This is a genomic window from Nocardioides xinjiangensis (assembly GCF_017916385.1).
Lineage (GTDB): Bacteria > Actinomycetota > Actinomycetes > Propionibacteriales > Nocardioidaceae > Nocardioides > Nocardioides xinjiangensis.
Map to the genome: position 1 here is coordinate 1,466,703 of NZ_JAFMSW010000001.1, position 13,967 is coordinate 1,480,669.

The 13,967-nt window shown below is 75.2% G+C and carries 12 protein-coding genes and 3 riboswitches; of the genes, 11 read left to right on the top strand and 1 reads right to left on the bottom strand.

The window, feature by feature from the left end:
- Window positions 1–25 precede the first annotated feature (25 nt).
- Window positions 26–154, bottom strand: a riboswitch (cobalamin riboswitch).
- 21 nt (window positions 155–175) lie between these two features.
- From J3P32_RS06950 to J3P32_RS06970, 5 genes are all read left to right on the top strand, one after another.
- Window positions 176–1,003, top strand: a complete 828-nt coding sequence (locus tag J3P32_RS06950; RefSeq protein ID WP_307861607.1) for a nitrite reductase — start codon at window positions 176–178, stop codon at window positions 1,001–1,003.
- A 168-nt stretch (window positions 1,004–1,171) separates the two neighbouring features.
- A riboswitch (cobalamin riboswitch) is annotated at window positions 1,172–1,250 on the top strand.
- 49 nt (window positions 1,251–1,299) lie between these two features.
- Window positions 1,300–1,965: a precorrin-8X methylmutase gene (locus J3P32_RS06955; RefSeq protein ID WP_210439094.1), complete on the top strand. Its 666-nt coding sequence runs from the start codon at window positions 1,300–1,302 to the stop codon at window positions 1,963–1,965.
- Complete coding sequence (locus tag J3P32_RS06960; protein ID WP_210439095.1) at window positions 1,962–3,506, top strand: precorrin-2 C(20)-methyltransferase; 1,545 nt, start codon at window positions 1,962–1,964, stop codon at window positions 3,504–3,506. Before J3P32_RS06955 ends, J3P32_RS06960 begins: the two co-directional genes overlap by 4 nt.
- Complete coding sequence (locus J3P32_RS06965) at window positions 3,503–4,252, top strand: cobalt-precorrin-4/precorrin-4 C(11)-methyltransferase (protein WP_210439096.1); 750 nt, start codon at window positions 3,503–3,505, stop codon at window positions 4,250–4,252. The genes J3P32_RS06960 and J3P32_RS06965 overlap by 4 nt, the downstream gene beginning before the upstream one ends.
- Window positions 4,253–4,452: 200 nt before the next feature.
- Window positions 4,453–5,553: a carboxypeptidase regulatory-like domain-containing protein gene (locus J3P32_RS06970; protein WP_210439097.1), complete on the top strand. Its 1,101-nt coding sequence runs from the start codon at window positions 4,453–4,455 to the stop codon at window positions 5,551–5,553.
- A 108-nt stretch (window positions 5,554–5,661) separates the two neighbouring features.
- On the opposite strand, the gene cbiE is transcribed toward J3P32_RS06970, so the two are convergent.
- Window positions 5,662–6,879: a precorrin-6y C5,15-methyltransferase (decarboxylating) subunit CbiE gene (gene cbiE, locus J3P32_RS06975; RefSeq protein ID WP_210439098.1), complete on the bottom strand. Its 1,218-nt coding sequence runs from the start codon at window positions 6,877–6,879 to the stop codon at window positions 5,662–5,664.
- 18 nt (window positions 6,880–6,897) lie between these two features.
- A riboswitch (cobalamin riboswitch) is annotated at window positions 6,898–7,045 on the top strand.
- Between the two features lie 24 nt (window positions 7,046–7,069).
- On the opposite strand from cbiE, the gene J3P32_RS06980 reads away from it, so the two are divergent.
- The 6 genes from J3P32_RS06980 (at window position 7,070) to J3P32_RS07005 (ending at window position 13,960) form a co-directional block, all read left to right on the top strand.
- Complete coding sequence (locus J3P32_RS06980; RefSeq protein WP_246849956.1) at window positions 7,070–9,124, top strand: VWA domain-containing protein; 2,055 nt, start codon at window positions 7,070–7,072, stop codon at window positions 9,122–9,124.
- Window positions 9,121–9,759, top strand: coding sequence for a 5,6-dimethylbenzimidazole synthase (gene bluB, locus J3P32_RS06985; protein ID WP_210439099.1), 639 nt, complete (start codon window positions 9,121–9,123; stop codon window positions 9,757–9,759). The genes J3P32_RS06980 and bluB overlap by 4 nt, the downstream gene beginning before the upstream one ends.
- Window positions 9,760–10,374 carry a cob(I)yrinic acid a,c-diamide adenosyltransferase gene (gene cobO, locus J3P32_RS06990; RefSeq protein ID WP_210439100.1) on the top strand — a complete coding sequence of 205 codons (615 nt, stop codon included), beginning with the start codon at window positions 9,760–9,762 and terminating at the stop codon, window positions 10,372–10,374. It begins immediately after the preceding gene.
- Window positions 10,368–12,839: a cobyrinate a,c-diamide synthase gene (locus J3P32_RS06995; protein ID WP_210439101.1), complete on the top strand. Its 2,472-nt coding sequence runs from the start codon at window positions 10,368–10,370 to the stop codon at window positions 12,837–12,839. Before cobO ends, J3P32_RS06995 begins: the two co-directional genes overlap by 7 nt.
- A 67-nt stretch (window positions 12,840–12,906) precedes the next feature.
- On the top strand, window positions 12,907–13,140 hold the full coding sequence (locus J3P32_RS07000) for a CbtB domain-containing protein (protein ID WP_210439102.1): 234 nt from the start codon (window positions 12,907–12,909) through the stop codon (window positions 13,138–13,140).
- Window position 13,141: 1 nt separating this feature from the next.
- Window positions 13,142–13,960 carry a CbtA family protein gene (locus J3P32_RS07005; protein ID WP_307807764.1) on the top strand — a complete coding sequence of 273 codons (819 nt, stop codon included), beginning with the start codon at window positions 13,142–13,144 and terminating at the stop codon, window positions 13,958–13,960.
- The last annotated feature ends 7 nt before the right edge of the window (window positions 13,961–13,967 follow it).

Consider the following 13,967-nt stretch of genomic DNA (forward strand, 5'->3'; position numbering starts at 1 on the left):
TCCTCCCGGGGGTTCTCGCCCCTCGTCGTCGGATCCCGCGTGGACCAGTGTCTGGCTGGGACCGGTGATGCTGGCCCTCACAGTGGCGGAACCGCCCCGGACTCGCACCGGGTTCCTGGGTTCCACGCAGGTGGCCCGCGCAGCCTAGCGGGTCGCTCGTGCCAAGATCGCCGTCGTGACCGCGCGGACCCGAGGCGACCTCTGCCCGGGCGTCTTCCGTCCCTGGCCGGCCGACGACGGAGCGCTCGTCCGCCTCCGCATCCCCGGCGGCCACCTCACCCGGACGACGCTCCTGGCGCTCCTCGACGTCGCCGAGACGTACGGCGACGGCCGGGTGCACCTGACCAGGCGCGCGAACCTCCAGCTCCGCGGCCTTCCTCTGTCAGACGGTGCCGTCCCCGCCGAGGTCGTGTCCGCGGTCCGCGGCACCGGACTCCTCCCGCACCCGGACCACGAGCTGGTCCGCAACATCCTCGTCTCACCGCTGACGGGGCTGGCCGGGGGCCGCGCCGACCTGCGGCCGGTGACCGCCGAGCTCGACGAGCGCATCTGCGCGACCCCGTCGCTCGCCGCGCTGCCCGGCCGCTTCCTCGTCGTCCTCGACGACGGTCGCGGCGACGTCGCCGGGCGCTCGTGCGACCTCGGACTGGTCGCCCTGTCACGCGACGAGGCCCAGCTCCGCATCGGCTTCACCGGCTGGGGACCGGTGGTCGCACTGCACGAGGCCGCCGCCCGGCTCACCGGCCTGGCTCGCGCGTTCCAGCAGGTTCGCGGCCGCGGCGACGACGCCGCCTGGCACGTCGACGAGCTGCCCGTCCCGCCGGCCTGGCAGCCGCCGGACCCGCGCGCCCTGGTCGGCTCTGCTCCGCCGGCGTACGGACACCTCACGGGGGACGTCGTGCACCTGGAGGTCCCGGGCGGGGTCCTGGACCGCGGACGTGCGGCCGACCTGCCCGAGCAGCTGGTCGTCACACCCTGGAAGTCCCTCGTCACCACGGGTTGACCACCGACACCGGGAAGGCAGTTCGGGTGCCGCCGGGCGACGGCGACGCTCAGCCCGCACGCTCGCGCCGCGAGCTGCCCGCCGTCACGCCAGCGCGTACGGCGGGACCAGCAGCGCCGTGTCGGCCGCGCGGACCCGCCTGCCCTAGGCTGCCCCCGTCACGCGACGCAGGAACCCGGTGCGAGTCCGGGGCGGTTCCGCCACTGTCAGTCCCTCCAGCCGGATCGGAGGGGCGAGCCAGACACTGCGCGCGCGGCGTACCTGCCACCCAGGGGCGCGAACCCCGAGGAGCCGTGATGACCCTGCTTGCCCGCCCGACCCGGCGCTACGACTACGTCGCCGACGGGGCCGCGATCTACGACGAGTCGTTCGCGACCATCCGCCGCGAGGCCACCTTCGACCACCTGCCGGCCGACGCCGAGCGCGTCGCCGTCCGGATGGTGCACGGCACCGGCCAGACCGACCTCGCCCACGACCTGGTCGTCCACCCGGGCCTGGTGGCCGCGGCCCGTACGGCGCTCGAGGCGGGCGCGCCGATCCTCACCGACGCCCACATGGTCGCCAGCGGCGTGACCCGCGCCCGCCTCCCCCGCGACAACGAGGTGCTCTGCGCGCTCCGGGACCGGCGTACCCCCGAGCTCGCGCTGGCGTTGGGCACCACCCGGTCCGCCGCCGCGCTGTCGCTGCTGGCCGACCGCCTCGAGGGCTCGGTCGTCGCCATCGGCAACGCCCCCACCGCGCTCTTCCACCTCCTGGAGATGCTGCTCGACGGCGCGCCGCGACCGGCCGCGATCATCGGGGTCCCCGTCGGCTTCATCGGCGCCGCCGAGTCCAAGCAGGCGCTGGAGGACGCCCCGGCAGACTGGGGGCTCGACATCCCGTTCCTCACGGTGCGCGGCCGCCGCGGCGGCTCGGCCATGGCCGCCTCCGCCCTGAACGCCCTCGCCCAGGAGCGGGAGTGACCGGGCGGCCGGAGGGCCGGCTCTACGGGGTGGGCCTCGGCCCCGGCGACCCCGAGCTGATCACCCGCAAGGCCGCGCGGCTCATCGGGTCGGCCGACGTGGTCGCCTTCCACGCCGGCGTCGGCAAGACGTCGAACGCCCGCACGATCGCCGCCGACCTCGTCCCGGCCACGGCGATCGAGGAGGAGCTGCGCTACCCCGTGACCACGGGCACCACTGCGCACCCGGGCGGGTACGCCGGCGCGATGGCGGAGTTCTACGAGGAGTGCGCGTCCCGGCTGGCCGCCCACCTGTCGGCCGGGCGCACGGTCGTGGTGCTGGCCGAGGGCGACCCCCTCTTCTACGGCTCGTTCATGTACCTCCACGACCGGCTCTCGCCGCGCTTCGAGACCGAGGTCGTGCCCGGCGTGCCGGCCTTCGCCGCCGCGACCGCCGTCCTCGCCTCGCCGCTCGTGCGGCAGACCGACGTGCTGACCGTGCTGCCCGGCACCCTGCCGGTCCCCGAGCTCGCCCGCCGCCTCGCCGACACCGACGGCGCGATCATCATGAAGCTCGGCCGCCGCTTCCCCGGCGTCGTCGACGCCCTGCGCCAGGCCGGCCGCCTCGAGCACGCGCTGTACGTCGAGCGCGCCTCGATGCCCGCCGAGCGCTGGATGCCCGTCGTCGACGTCGACCCCGCGTCCGTCCCGTACTTCTCGCTGATCGTCGTCCCCGGCGACTCCAGGGCCGCCCACCCCCACGGCCGCCGCCGATCCGGGTCGAGTGCGCGCGCGGTAGCGGTCGACGCGGAGCCGCGCACTCGACTCCTCGTCGTCGGCCTCGGCCCCGGACCCGACCGCTGGCTCACCCCGGAGGCGGCCGAGGCGCTGCGCACCGTCGACCACGTCGTCGGCTACGCCCCGTACGTCGACCGCGTCCCGCAGCGCGAGGGCCTCACCCAGCACGCCTCGGGCAACACCGTCGAGGTCGACCGCGCCCGCCTCGCCCTCGACCTCGCGAGCGCGGGCGAGCGCGTGGCCGTCGTCTCCGGCGGGGACGCCGGGGTCTTCGGGATGGCCAGCGCGGTGTTCGAGGCCGCCGCCGCCCGAGCAGAGGAGGGGCTGCCGGACGTGCCCGTCGAGGTCCTTCCCGGCGTCAGCGCGGTCCAGGCCGTCGCGGCCCGCGCCGGCGCCCCGATCGGCGCGGACTTCGCAGTGGTGTCGCTGAGCGACCGGCTCAAGCCGTGGCCGGTGATCGAGAGGCGCCTGCGCGCGATCGCCGAGGCCGACCTCGTGCTCGCGGTCTACAACCCCGCCTCGCGCAGCCGCACGACCCAGGTCGCCGACCTGCAGAAGCTGTTCCTCGAGCACCGCAGCCCCGACACGGTCGTGGTGGTCGGTCGCGACGTCGGCCGCGCCGAGGAGTCGCTGACCGTGACCACCCTCGCCGAGCTCGAGGCCGACACCATCGACATGAAGTGCCTGCTGATCGTCGGCGCCTCGTCGACCGCCGTGACCGCGGCCGGCCGGGTCTGGACGCCTCGCTTCGTGGAGGAGCGGTGAGCGTCCACTTCGTCGGCGCCGGCCCGGGCGCGGCCGACCTGATCACCCTGCGGGCGGCGTCGCTCCTCGCCGCCGCCGACGTCGTGCTCTACCCGGGGACCTACCTCGACGCCGAGGTCCTCTCCCACTGCCCGGACGCCCGCCTCGTCGACACCCAGACCCTCGACCTCGACCGGATCACGTCGGTGATGGTCGACGCCTCGGCCGAGGGCTTCGAGGTCGTCCGCCTCACCTCCGGCGACCCGTCCCTCTACTCCGCCCTCGCCGAGCAGACCGCCCGCCTCGACGCCGCCGGGGTCGCGTGGGACGTGTGCCCGGGAGTCCCGGCGTACGCCGCCGCTGCCGCCGCGGTCGGCCGCGAGCTCACCGTCCCGCTGGTCGCGCAGTCGGTCGTGCTGACCCGCACGCAGGCCCGCTCCACCGCGATGCCGGAGTCCGAGTCGCTGGCGGCCTTCGCCGCCACGCGCGCGACGCTCGTGCTCCACCTCGCGATCACCAGGACCCGCGAGCTCGCCGCGTCGCTGGTCGACGAGTACGGCGCCGACTGCCCCGCCGTCGTCGTCCACCACGCCTCGCAGCCCGACGAGCTCGTCCTCCGCGGCACGCTCTCCGACATCGCCGAGCAGGTGGAGGCGGCCGGCCTCAGGCAGGCCGCCGTGATCCTCGTCGGCCGGGCGTTGGCCCGCGACGGCGCCGAGTCCTGGCTCTACCAGGCCGACCGCCCGCGGGCGTCAGCGGAGTCCTGAGCCGGACCTCCGACGGAGCCGAGCGGCGTAGCGGCGGCGGCATGGTCTGGTCCAGTTCCCAACCACTCGGCAACAGGACAGCCACCGCGCGGCGCGCAACGGACACAAGAGATCCATTCGTCGTGGGTGGGAGTCCCCGCCGACCGAGTGTGCGGACATACGCATCGTGTCGCGATGCCCCGCACTCCTTCGGAGGAGACATGCACAAGCACAGCAAGCTGGGAGGCGCCGCACTCGCCGTCACCGTGGGGATCACGTCGGCGCTTCTCGTCGCCGCGCCGGCGGAGGCCGCCAAGCCGACCCGCATCAAGGGTCTCGTCGCCACGGCGGACGGGGTCGGCCTCGCCGGCATCGTCGTGACGACCCTCGCCGACCCCACGGGCACCGGCCAGTGGGTGCCGGTGGACGACGCGGTCACCGGCATCGACGGGAAGTACAACGTCGGCAAGCTCGACGACGGCTGGTACCGCGTGCGGTTCGACGACCCCACCGGCGCCTACGCCACGGAGTTCCACCACGACGCCACGCGCATCGAGTCCGCGACGCCGGTGGACCTGACGAACGGCGGCATGCCGACGCTCGCCACGGCGTACCTCGACGGAGCGGCCCACCTGCTCGGGACGGTGTCCGGCAGCGACGGCAACCCCGTCGCCGGCGCCGAGGTGACGGCGTACGTCGTCCAGGGCGCCGCCTGGACGTCCTTCCGAACCGTGGTGGCCGGACCCGACGGCGCCTACGACGTGGGCGGCCTCCCGGCGGGCGACTACACGCTCGGCTTCCGCGACCCGGCCTCGGGCGTCACCGAGTACTGGAACGACCGGCACACGATCAGCGAGGCCGACCCGGTGACGGTCCCCAGCGTCGACCGCTACGACGTCGAGCTGGCCACGCCGGGCACGCCGCAGGAGCCCACGCCGGAGCCGGACCCCGCGCCCACGACGCCGGACCCGGCGCCCGCGCCGACCGTCGCGGCGACGCCTATCACGACGACCACCGCGACGCCCGCCACCACGTCCCCGGCCCCCGCCGCGTTGAGCGTGGTCAGGAAGCCGCGGATCAGGGGGCTGGTCAAGGTCGGCCAGCGCCTGCGGGTCACCAAGGGGACCTGGAACGCCCCCTCGGTCACGCGCAAGGTGCAGTGGCTGGCGAACGGCAAGGTGATCACGAAGGCGACCAAGACCCGCCTGCGCCTCACTCGCAAGCTCCTCGGCAAGCGGATCTCCGTGCGCGTGGTCGCCACGGCTGCCGGGCACACGCCCGTCACCGTCACGACGCGGCGGACCAAGAAGGTCGCGGGCTGACACCGACGAGCTGCCGTCCCGCCGTCCCGCCGTCCCGTTCCCGGGGAGCGGGACGGCGGCGACGCGGACACCTCTCGCCGCCCCGAGGCGGCGGCGTGCCGCTGCCGGTCATCGGCCAGGCGTGCCGGTCCAGGCCCACTGCGTCACCGTCCGGGCGGGCGTCCAGCCGGTGAAGGTGCCGATGGGAGCGGCGGTCTCGACGCCGATCCGGGTGAGCTCGCCGCCGTGGTCGGCGTACGCCTGGGCCAGCAGTGCCTCGGTCTCCACCGTGACGCCGTGGACCACCAGGCGGCCACCGGGCCTGATCGAGGCCAGGCAGCTCTCGAGGACGCCCTCGCGTGTGGCGCCGCCCCCCACGAACACCGCGTCCGGGCGTTCGAGGCCGGACAGCGCCGAGGGGGCACGGCCCTGCACGACCTGGAGGTCGGGGACGCCGAGGGCTGACGCGTTGCGGGCGATCCGGGCGGCTCGTCCCGGGTCGGACTCGATGGCGATCGCGCGGCAGGTGGGGTGCGAGCGCATCCACTCGATGCCGACCGAGCCGGCTCCGGCGCCGACGTCCCAGAGGAGCTGGCCGGGGGCGGGCATGAGGCGGGCGAGGGCGGAGGCTCGCAGGTCGCGCTTGGTGAGCTGGCCGTCGTTCTCGTAGGCGTCGTCGGGGAGTCCGGGCGACCAGGAGGCGAGGCCGTCCCCGGAGACCTCGACGGCGACGACGTTCAGCGCCGGGGAGTCCAAGGACCACGAGGACGCGACGCCCGACACCGAGGCTTCCGACGACGAGCCGAGGTCGCCGAGCACGGTCATCCGTGACGCACCCCAGCCGGAGGACGTCAGCAGCGCAGCCACCGACGCGGGGGTCGAGGCGTCCGACGACAGCACCAGGACCCGGCGGCCCGGCGCCAGGGCCGGCACCAGCCGCTCCAGGGGCCGGCCGACCAGCGACACGACCTCGCACGACTCCGCCGACCACCCCATCCGCGCCCGGGCCAGCGCGACCGACGACACCGCCGGCACCACCCGCACCGGCGCGCCGAGGGCGAGCAGGGTCGAGGCGATCCCCGACACCAGCGGGTCGCCCGACGCCAGCGCGACGACGCGACGCCCGGCGTACCCAGCGAGGAGGCCGGGGAGAGCCGACGACAGCGGCGACGGCCACGGCACCCGCTCCTGTCCGTCGACGGACGGCACCAGCGACAGGTGCCGCGCCCCGCCCCACAGCACCGGCGCCTCCAGCACCAGCGAGCGCGACGACTTGGGGAGGCCGGCCCAGCCGTCGGCGCCGATCCCGACGACCACGACCTCGCTGGGCACCCCGCTGGCGGACATGGCCGCAGACGCTATCGTGACGCGCACCAGGCGAGAGGTGCCCCGAACTCTGGGGAGAATCTGGGAAGCCGGTGAGAATCCGGCACAGGGCCCGCTGCGGTGACTCGCGACGTCGAACATGGCGATGACGAGAAGTCCGAAGACCGGCCTCCCGCCGTCCATGAAGCTGGCAACGAGAGCGGGAGCCCCCATGCCACTGCAGTACCCCCTGTCCGCCGTCGTCCCCTCGCGGGACACCGGGGACGACATGACCCTCGCCCTCGTGCTCACGACCATCTCCCCCGAGGTCGGCGGCGTCCTCGTGCGCGGCGAGAAGGGCACGGCGAAGTCCACGACCGTCCGGGCCCTCGCGTCCGTGCTGCCGCCGATCGAGGTGGTCGCCGGCGACCGGTTCTCCAGCGCGCCCGGCGAGACCTCGCCGGACGGCCCGGCGCCCGATCAGGCATGGCCGCTCGACGCCGAGACCGAGACCCGGCCCGTACGCCTCGTCGAGCTGCCCGTCGGCGCCACGGAGGACCGGGTGCTCGGCTCGCTGCACCTCTCCAAGGTCCTCGCCGACGGCGTCGCCGAGTACGAGCCCGGCCTGCTGGCCCGCGCCCACCGGGGCATCCTCTACGTCGACGAGGTCAACCTGCTGCACGACCACCTCGTCGACCTGCTGCTCGACGCCGCCGCGATGGGCCGCTCCACCGTCGAGCGCGACGGCGTCTCGGTCGCGCACGCCGCCCGCTTCGTCCTCGTCGGCACGATGAACCCCGAGGAGGGCGAGCTCCGCCCCCAGCTCCTCGACCGCTTCGGCCTCACCGTCGAGATCGCCGCGCCGCGCGACCCGCGGCTGCGCGCCGAGGTCGTGCGCCGCCGGCTGGCCTTCGACGCCGAGCCCGAGGCCTTCGTCGCGTCGTACGCCGACGCCGAGCGCGCGCTGACCGACCGCATCGCGGCCGCCCGCACGCTGCTGCCCGAGGTCGCGCTCACCGACGCGGTGCTCACCAAGGTCGCCGAGGTCTGCGCCGCCTTCGAGGTCGACGGGATGCGCGCCGACATCGTCACCACGCGTACGGCGATCGCGCACGCCGCCTGGAACGGACGCACGCACGTCACGAGGGCCGACATCCGGCAGGCCGCGCTGCTCGCGCTGCCGCACCGGCGACGGCGGAACCCGTTCGACGCGCCGGGACTCGACGAGGAGCTGCTCGACGAGGTGCTGGGCGACGAGGAGCCGGACCCCGAGCCGCCTGCACCGGACCCGGAGCGTCACGAGGACGGGTCGTCCGAGGAATCGGGCTCCCCGACGTCCGAGGGTCCCGCCGACGGCAGCCGAGCCGACAGCGACCCGGGACGTCCTGAGGATCCGCGGTCCGAGCCGGATCCCATGACGTCCGGCGAGCCCCGCGACGTCGAGCCGCCGAGCGAGCCCCGTGCGGGCTCGCCTGCGCCGACGTCGGTCATCGGGGTGGCCGATCCGTACAAGGTCCGCCGGCTCGAGGTCACCGGCACCGGAGCCGGGGAGGCCGGCAGGCGGAGCCGCGCGCTCACCACGAACGGCCGCCGAGCCGGCGTCGACCCCACCGGCACGGGCGGGCTGCACCTCGTCGAGACGATCCGCGCCGCCGCGCCGCACCAGCCGAGCAGGGGCCGGAGCGACGGCCGACTGAGGTTCGAGACGAGCGACCTCAGGACCGCCCGGCGCGAGGGCCGCGAGGCCAACCTCGTCCTCTTCTGCGTCGACGCCTCCGGATCGATGGCCGCGCGCAAGCGGATGGAGCAGGTCAAGACCGCCATCCTCAGCCTGCTGCTCGACGCCTACCAGCGCCGCGACAAGGTCGGGCTGGTCACCTTCCGCGCCGACTCGGCCGACGTCGCGCTGCCGCCGACCCACTCGGTCGACATCGCAGCGTCGCGCCTCGCCGAGCTGCCGGCGGGTGGGCGTACCCCCCTCGCCGAGGGCCTGCTGCGGGCGGCGGAGGTGCTGCGCGTGGAGCGGGTCCGTGACCCGAGGCGCCGTCCCCTGCTGATCGTCGTCACCGACGGGCGGGCGACGCACGGCCCGGACGCGGTCGGACGGAGCCGGCAGGCAGCCGCCTGGATCGCCGAGCAGCAGACCACCACCGTCGTCGTCGACTGCGAGCAGGGCCCGATGCGGTTGGGTCTCGCCGGACACCTCGCGGCGACCATGCGGGCCACCCACCTGCCGCTCGCCGACGTCAGCGCCGACGCCCTCACCAGCGTGGCGCGTGTCGCATGAGCTTCCCCCCGAGCACGGACCTGTACGACGTCATCGCCCGCCGGCGCGACGTACGCGCCGAGTTCAGCGGTGAGGCGATCGACTGCGACGTCCTGCGGCGCGTGCTGGACGCCGCGCACAGCGCACCGAGCGTCGGGCACTCCCAGCCGTGGGACTTCGTCCTCGTCGCCGACGAGGGCAGGCGGAGCACGTTCGCCGAGCACGTCGAGACCGAGCGGCGGGTCTTCGCCGACCAGCTGGCGGGCGAGCGGCGCGAGAGGTTCGAGCGGATCAAGGTCGAGGGCATCCGCGAGTCCGGCCTCGGTGTCGTCGTCACCTACGACAGCAGCCGCGGCGGGCAGCACGTGCTCGGCCGCCACGCGATCGCCGACACCGGCCTCTACTCCACCTGCCTGGCCATCCAGAACCTCTGGCTCGCCGCGACCGCCGAGGGCCTCGGCGTCGGGTGGGTGTCGTTCTACCGCGAGGAGTTCCTCGCCGACCTCGTCGGCCTGCCCGACGGCGTACGCCCCGTCGCCTGGCTCTGCCTCGGGCCGGTCACGCAGCTGCAGGACGTCCCCGACCTCGTGCGCCACGGCTGGCGCACGGGCCGGTCCCTCGACGACGCCGTCCACCTCGAGACCTGGAGGTCCTGAATGCCGCAGGGAGTGCCGACCACCGTCCCCGACGACGGCCTGACCACCCGCCAGCGCCGCAACCGCCCGCTGCTCGCCGTCCACACCGGCGACGGCAAGGGCAAGTCGACCGCTGCCTTCGGCCTCGCGCTGCGCGGCTGGAACCAGGGCTTCGACATCGGGGTGTTCCAGTTCGTGAAGTCGGCGAAGTGGCGCATCGGAGAGCAGACCGTCCTCGAGCGCCTCGGCCGGCTCCACGAGGAGACCGGCGAGGGCGGGCCCGTCGCGTGGCACAAGATGGGCTCCGGCTGGTCGTGGTCGCGCAAGGGCGGCACCGACGAGGACCACGCCGCCGACGCCGCCGAGGGCTGGGCCGAGATCACCCGCGCGCTCGCCGAGGAGCGGCACGACCTCTACGTGCTCGACGAGTTCACCTACCCGATGAAGTGGGGCTGGGTCGACGTCGACGAGGTCGTGGCCACGCTGACCGACCGGCCCGGGCGGCAGCACGTCGTGATCACCGGCCGGTACGCCGACCCGCGCCTCCTCGACGCCGCCGACCTCGTCACCGAGATGACCAAGGTCAAGCACCCGATGGACGTCGGGCAGAAGGGTCAGCGGGGCATCGAGTGGTGACCCGCCTCCCCCGGCTGGTCGTCGCCGCGCCCGCCTCCGGACACGGCAAGACCACCGTCGCCACCGGGCTCATGGCCGCGCTCGCCCGCGCCGGTCACAAGGTGAGCGGCCACAAGGTCGGCCCCGACTACATCGACCCCGGCTACCACGCGCTCGCCACCGGCCGCCCCGGCCGCAACCTCGACCCGCACCTCGTCGGCGAGGAGCGGCTCGTGCCGCTGCTGCTGCACGGTGCCGCCGGCGCGGACCTCGCGATCGTCGAGGGGGTGATGGGGCTGTACGACGGCCGGATCGGCGGGGACGGGTTCGCGTCGACGGCGCACGTCGCGGCGGTCACCCGCACGCCGGTCGTGCTGGTGGTCGACATCTCGTCGGCGTCGCGCACCATCGCCGCGACGATCCACGGTCTCTGCACCTGGGGCGCGCCCCCGGTCGACGTCGTGGGGGTGGTCCTCAACAAGGCCGGCTCCGAGCGGCACGCGCAGGAGGTCGTCCGGTCCATCGGCGACCGGGTACCGGTGCTCGGGATCCTGCAGCGCGACGACGGCATCGAGGCGCCGTCGCGGCACCTGGGGCTGGTGCCCGCCGCGGAGCGGGCCGACGCGGCGGCGGCGCTGGACCGGCTGGCCGCGCAAATCGGCGAGGCCGTCGACCTCGAGCGGGTCGTACGGCTGGCGTCCGCCGCGCCGGACCTCCCCGAGGCCCCGTGGCACCCCTCGGTAGTCCACCGGGAAGTGGCTGCCAGCGAGGGTCCGGGACGACCGTCTCCCGGTGGACTACCCGGGAGGGGGGCGAGGATCGCGGTCGCCGGCGGACGCGCGTTCACCTTCCGGTACGCCGAGACCGTCGAGCTGCTGGAGGCCGCCGGGGCGGAGGTCGTCGACCTCGACCCCCTCACCGACACCCGGCTGCCGGAGGGCACGACCGGGCTCTACCTCGGCGGCGGCTTCCCCGAGATGCACGCCGTCGAGCTGGGCGCCAACGAGCGCCTCCGGCGCGACATCCGTACGGCGATCGCGCGGGGCCTGCCGACCGTGGCCGAGTGCGCCGGGCTGCTCTACCTCTGCGAGTCGGTGCAGGGCCCCGACGGCCCGCCCGTGCCGATGGTCGGCGCGATCGACGCGACGGCCGCGATGGCGCCGCGGCTCACGCTGAGCTACCGCACCGCCACCGCGCCGGCCGACAACCTCCTGGCCCGCGCCGGCGACGTGGTCACCGGTCACGAGTTCCACCGCACCCACCTCACCCGTCTCCACCAGGGCGACCCGGCGTGGCTGGTGCCCGACCCGGCGGGCGTCGCGACCACCCGCCTGCACGCGTCGTACCTCCACACCCACTGGGCCGGCCATCCCCGCCTCGCGCGGCGGTTCGTCGAGGCGGCCGCCGCGTTCCGGGGCCCCGACCTCCGCCACCACGGCGACAGGGACGCCGCGCCCGGACTGGTCGACCTCGCCGTCAACGTCTTCGACGGTCCGCGCCCCGCCTGGCTCGACCGGGCCCTCGCCGACAGCCTCGCCGAGGCCGGGTCCTACCCCGACGCCCGCGACGCCGAGGCGGCGGTCGCGCGGCGCCACGGCCGGAGCGCCGACGACGTCCTCGCCACCGCCGGCGCCGCGGAGGCGTTCACCCTGCTCGCCCGGCTCCGCGAGTGGCGCCACCCGGTCGTCGTGCACCCGCAGTTCACCGAGCCCGAGGTGGCGCTCCGCAGCGCCGGACACACGCCGGGCCAGGTCCTGCTGACCCGGAAGGACGGCTTCCGGCTGCGGCCCGAGGAGGTCCCCGACGACGCCGACCTCGTGGTCATCGGCAACCCGACCAACCCGACCGGCGTACGCCACCCGGCCGAGGCGATCACGGCGCTGGCGCGGGACGGCCGGCTGGTCGTCGTGGACGAGGCCTTCCTCGACGACGACGTCGAGACGCTGGCCGACCGGCGGCTCGAGGGGATCGTGGTCCTCCGCAGCCTCACCAAGCTGTGGTCGATCCCCGGGATCCGCGCCGGCTACGTCCTGGCCGAGCCGGCGGTCGTACGCCGGCTGCGCGACCTCCAGACGCCGTGGTCGGTCTCCGCGCCGGCGATCGCCGCCCTCGTCGCGACGAGCACCCCGCACGCGCAGGACGAGGCCCGCAGGAGGGCCGACGAGCTGGCGACGCGACGCGCGCACCTCGAGGCCGGGCTCCGCGAGCTCGGGATCGAGACCGTCGCCAGCACGGCGCCGTTCGTCCTCGCCCGCACCGGTCCGGGCAGCCGGGAAGCCCTGCTGCGCCGCGGTCTCGCGGTCCGCAGGGCCGACACGTTCCCCGGGCTGGGCGAGGAGTGGGTCCGCATCAGCGCCCGCCGGGCGGCGGTGACCGACGAGCTCCTCGGTGCGCTACGCTCGCTCCACCCAGTCCCGAGGAAGCCGGTGGGAATCCGGCGCAGTGGCGCTACTGTGACATCGCTCCGAGGCAACGCGGAGCGGTGAAGTCAGACCCGACGGACTGGAAGTCACTCCCATCGACCCGGGACGCTTTCATCCCGAAGGAGGAACCATGGCGCACGCCATCTCCAGCCCTGCCTCGATCTCCGGTGCGGGCTCCGCGCCGTCCGACCTCGCCATCCCCGTCCGCGAGCTGGCCCCCTGGCTGGTCCTGGGCGCCCTGCTCGCCCTGTCGGTCCTCGTGCTGATCAGCTCGGTGCAGGGCGCGATCACGATCCCCGAGGGCACCGCGATCCACGAGTGGGTCCACGACGGCCGGCACCTGCTCGGCTTCCCCTGCCACTGACGTGCGCGGGTTGAGCACCCGGACCTTCCTGGTCCACGGTCTGCTCGCTGGTCTCCTCGCCGGTCTCGCCGCGTTCGTCGTGGCGTACGCCGTCGGCGAGCCGCACGTCGACAGGGCCATCGCGCTCGAGACCGGTGCCGCCGACGAGGCCGCCGGCGCCCCGGCGCCCGACGGGCACGACCACACGCACGAGCACGCCGCCGCGGACGGCCACTCCCACGGCGAGGACGCCGCGGTGTCGCGCACCACCCAGTCGACCTGGGGCCTGGCCACCGGCACCCTCGCCATCGGCGTCGTCCTCGGCGGCCTCACCGGCCTCCTGTCCGCAGCGGGGCTGGGCCGCCTCGGCTCCCTGCGGCCGGCGGCCAGCACCGCGCTGGTCGCCCTGCTGGGCGCGGTGTCGTTCAGCCTCGTGCCGTTCCTCAAGTACCCCGCCACCCCGCCCGCCGTCGGCTCCGGCGAGACCGTCGACAGCCGCACCGCGCTCTACTTCGGGTTCGTCGCGGTGTCGCTGGTCGCGGTCGTCGCCGCCGTCGCCGCCGCCCGGCGGGCGATGCACCGGTGGGGCGCGGTCCCCGCCGTCGTCGCGGGCCTGGCGACGTACGTCGCTGCGGTGACGGTCGCGGCGCTCGCGTTCCCGAAGGTCGACGAGCTGGGCACCTTCCCGGCCGGCGTCCTGTGGGACTTCCGCGTCGCGTCGCTGCTGACGCTGCTGGCGACGTGGGTGGTGATCGGCGCGGCGCTCACGGTGCTGGTCGACCGCACGTGGCGGCGGCAGGCCGCGGTGGAGGCGCAGCGCGCGTTCGCCGCGTCGCTCTGACGGCGGG

Excerpts from the sequence above, each read along its gene's own strand:
- J3P32_RS06955 (WP_210439094.1), top strand. The coding sequence starts at position 1,300 with ATGACCCTGCTTGCCCGCCCGACCCGGCGCTACGACTACGTCGCCGAC.
- J3P32_RS06970 (WP_210439097.1), top strand. The coding sequence starts at position 4,453 with ATGCACAAGCACAGCAAGCTGGGAGGCGCCGCACTCGCCGTCACCGTG.
- cbiE (WP_210439098.1), bottom strand. The coding sequence starts at position 6,879 with ATGTCCGCCAGCGGGGTGCCCAGCGAGGTCGTGGTCGTCGGGATCGGC.
- J3P32_RS06980 (WP_246849956.1), top strand. The coding sequence starts at position 7,070 with ATGCCACTGCAGTACCCCCTGTCCGCCGTCGTCCCCTCGCGGGACACC.
- bluB (WP_210439099.1), top strand. The coding sequence starts at position 9,121 with ATGAGCTTCCCCCCGAGCACGGACCTGTACGACGTCATCGCCCGCCGG.
- cobO (WP_210439100.1), top strand. The coding sequence starts at position 9,760 with ATGCCGCAGGGAGTGCCGACCACCGTCCCCGACGACGGCCTGACCACC.
- J3P32_RS07000 (WP_210439102.1), top strand. The coding sequence starts at position 12,907 with ATGGCGCACGCCATCTCCAGCCCTGCCTCGATCTCCGGTGCGGGCTCC.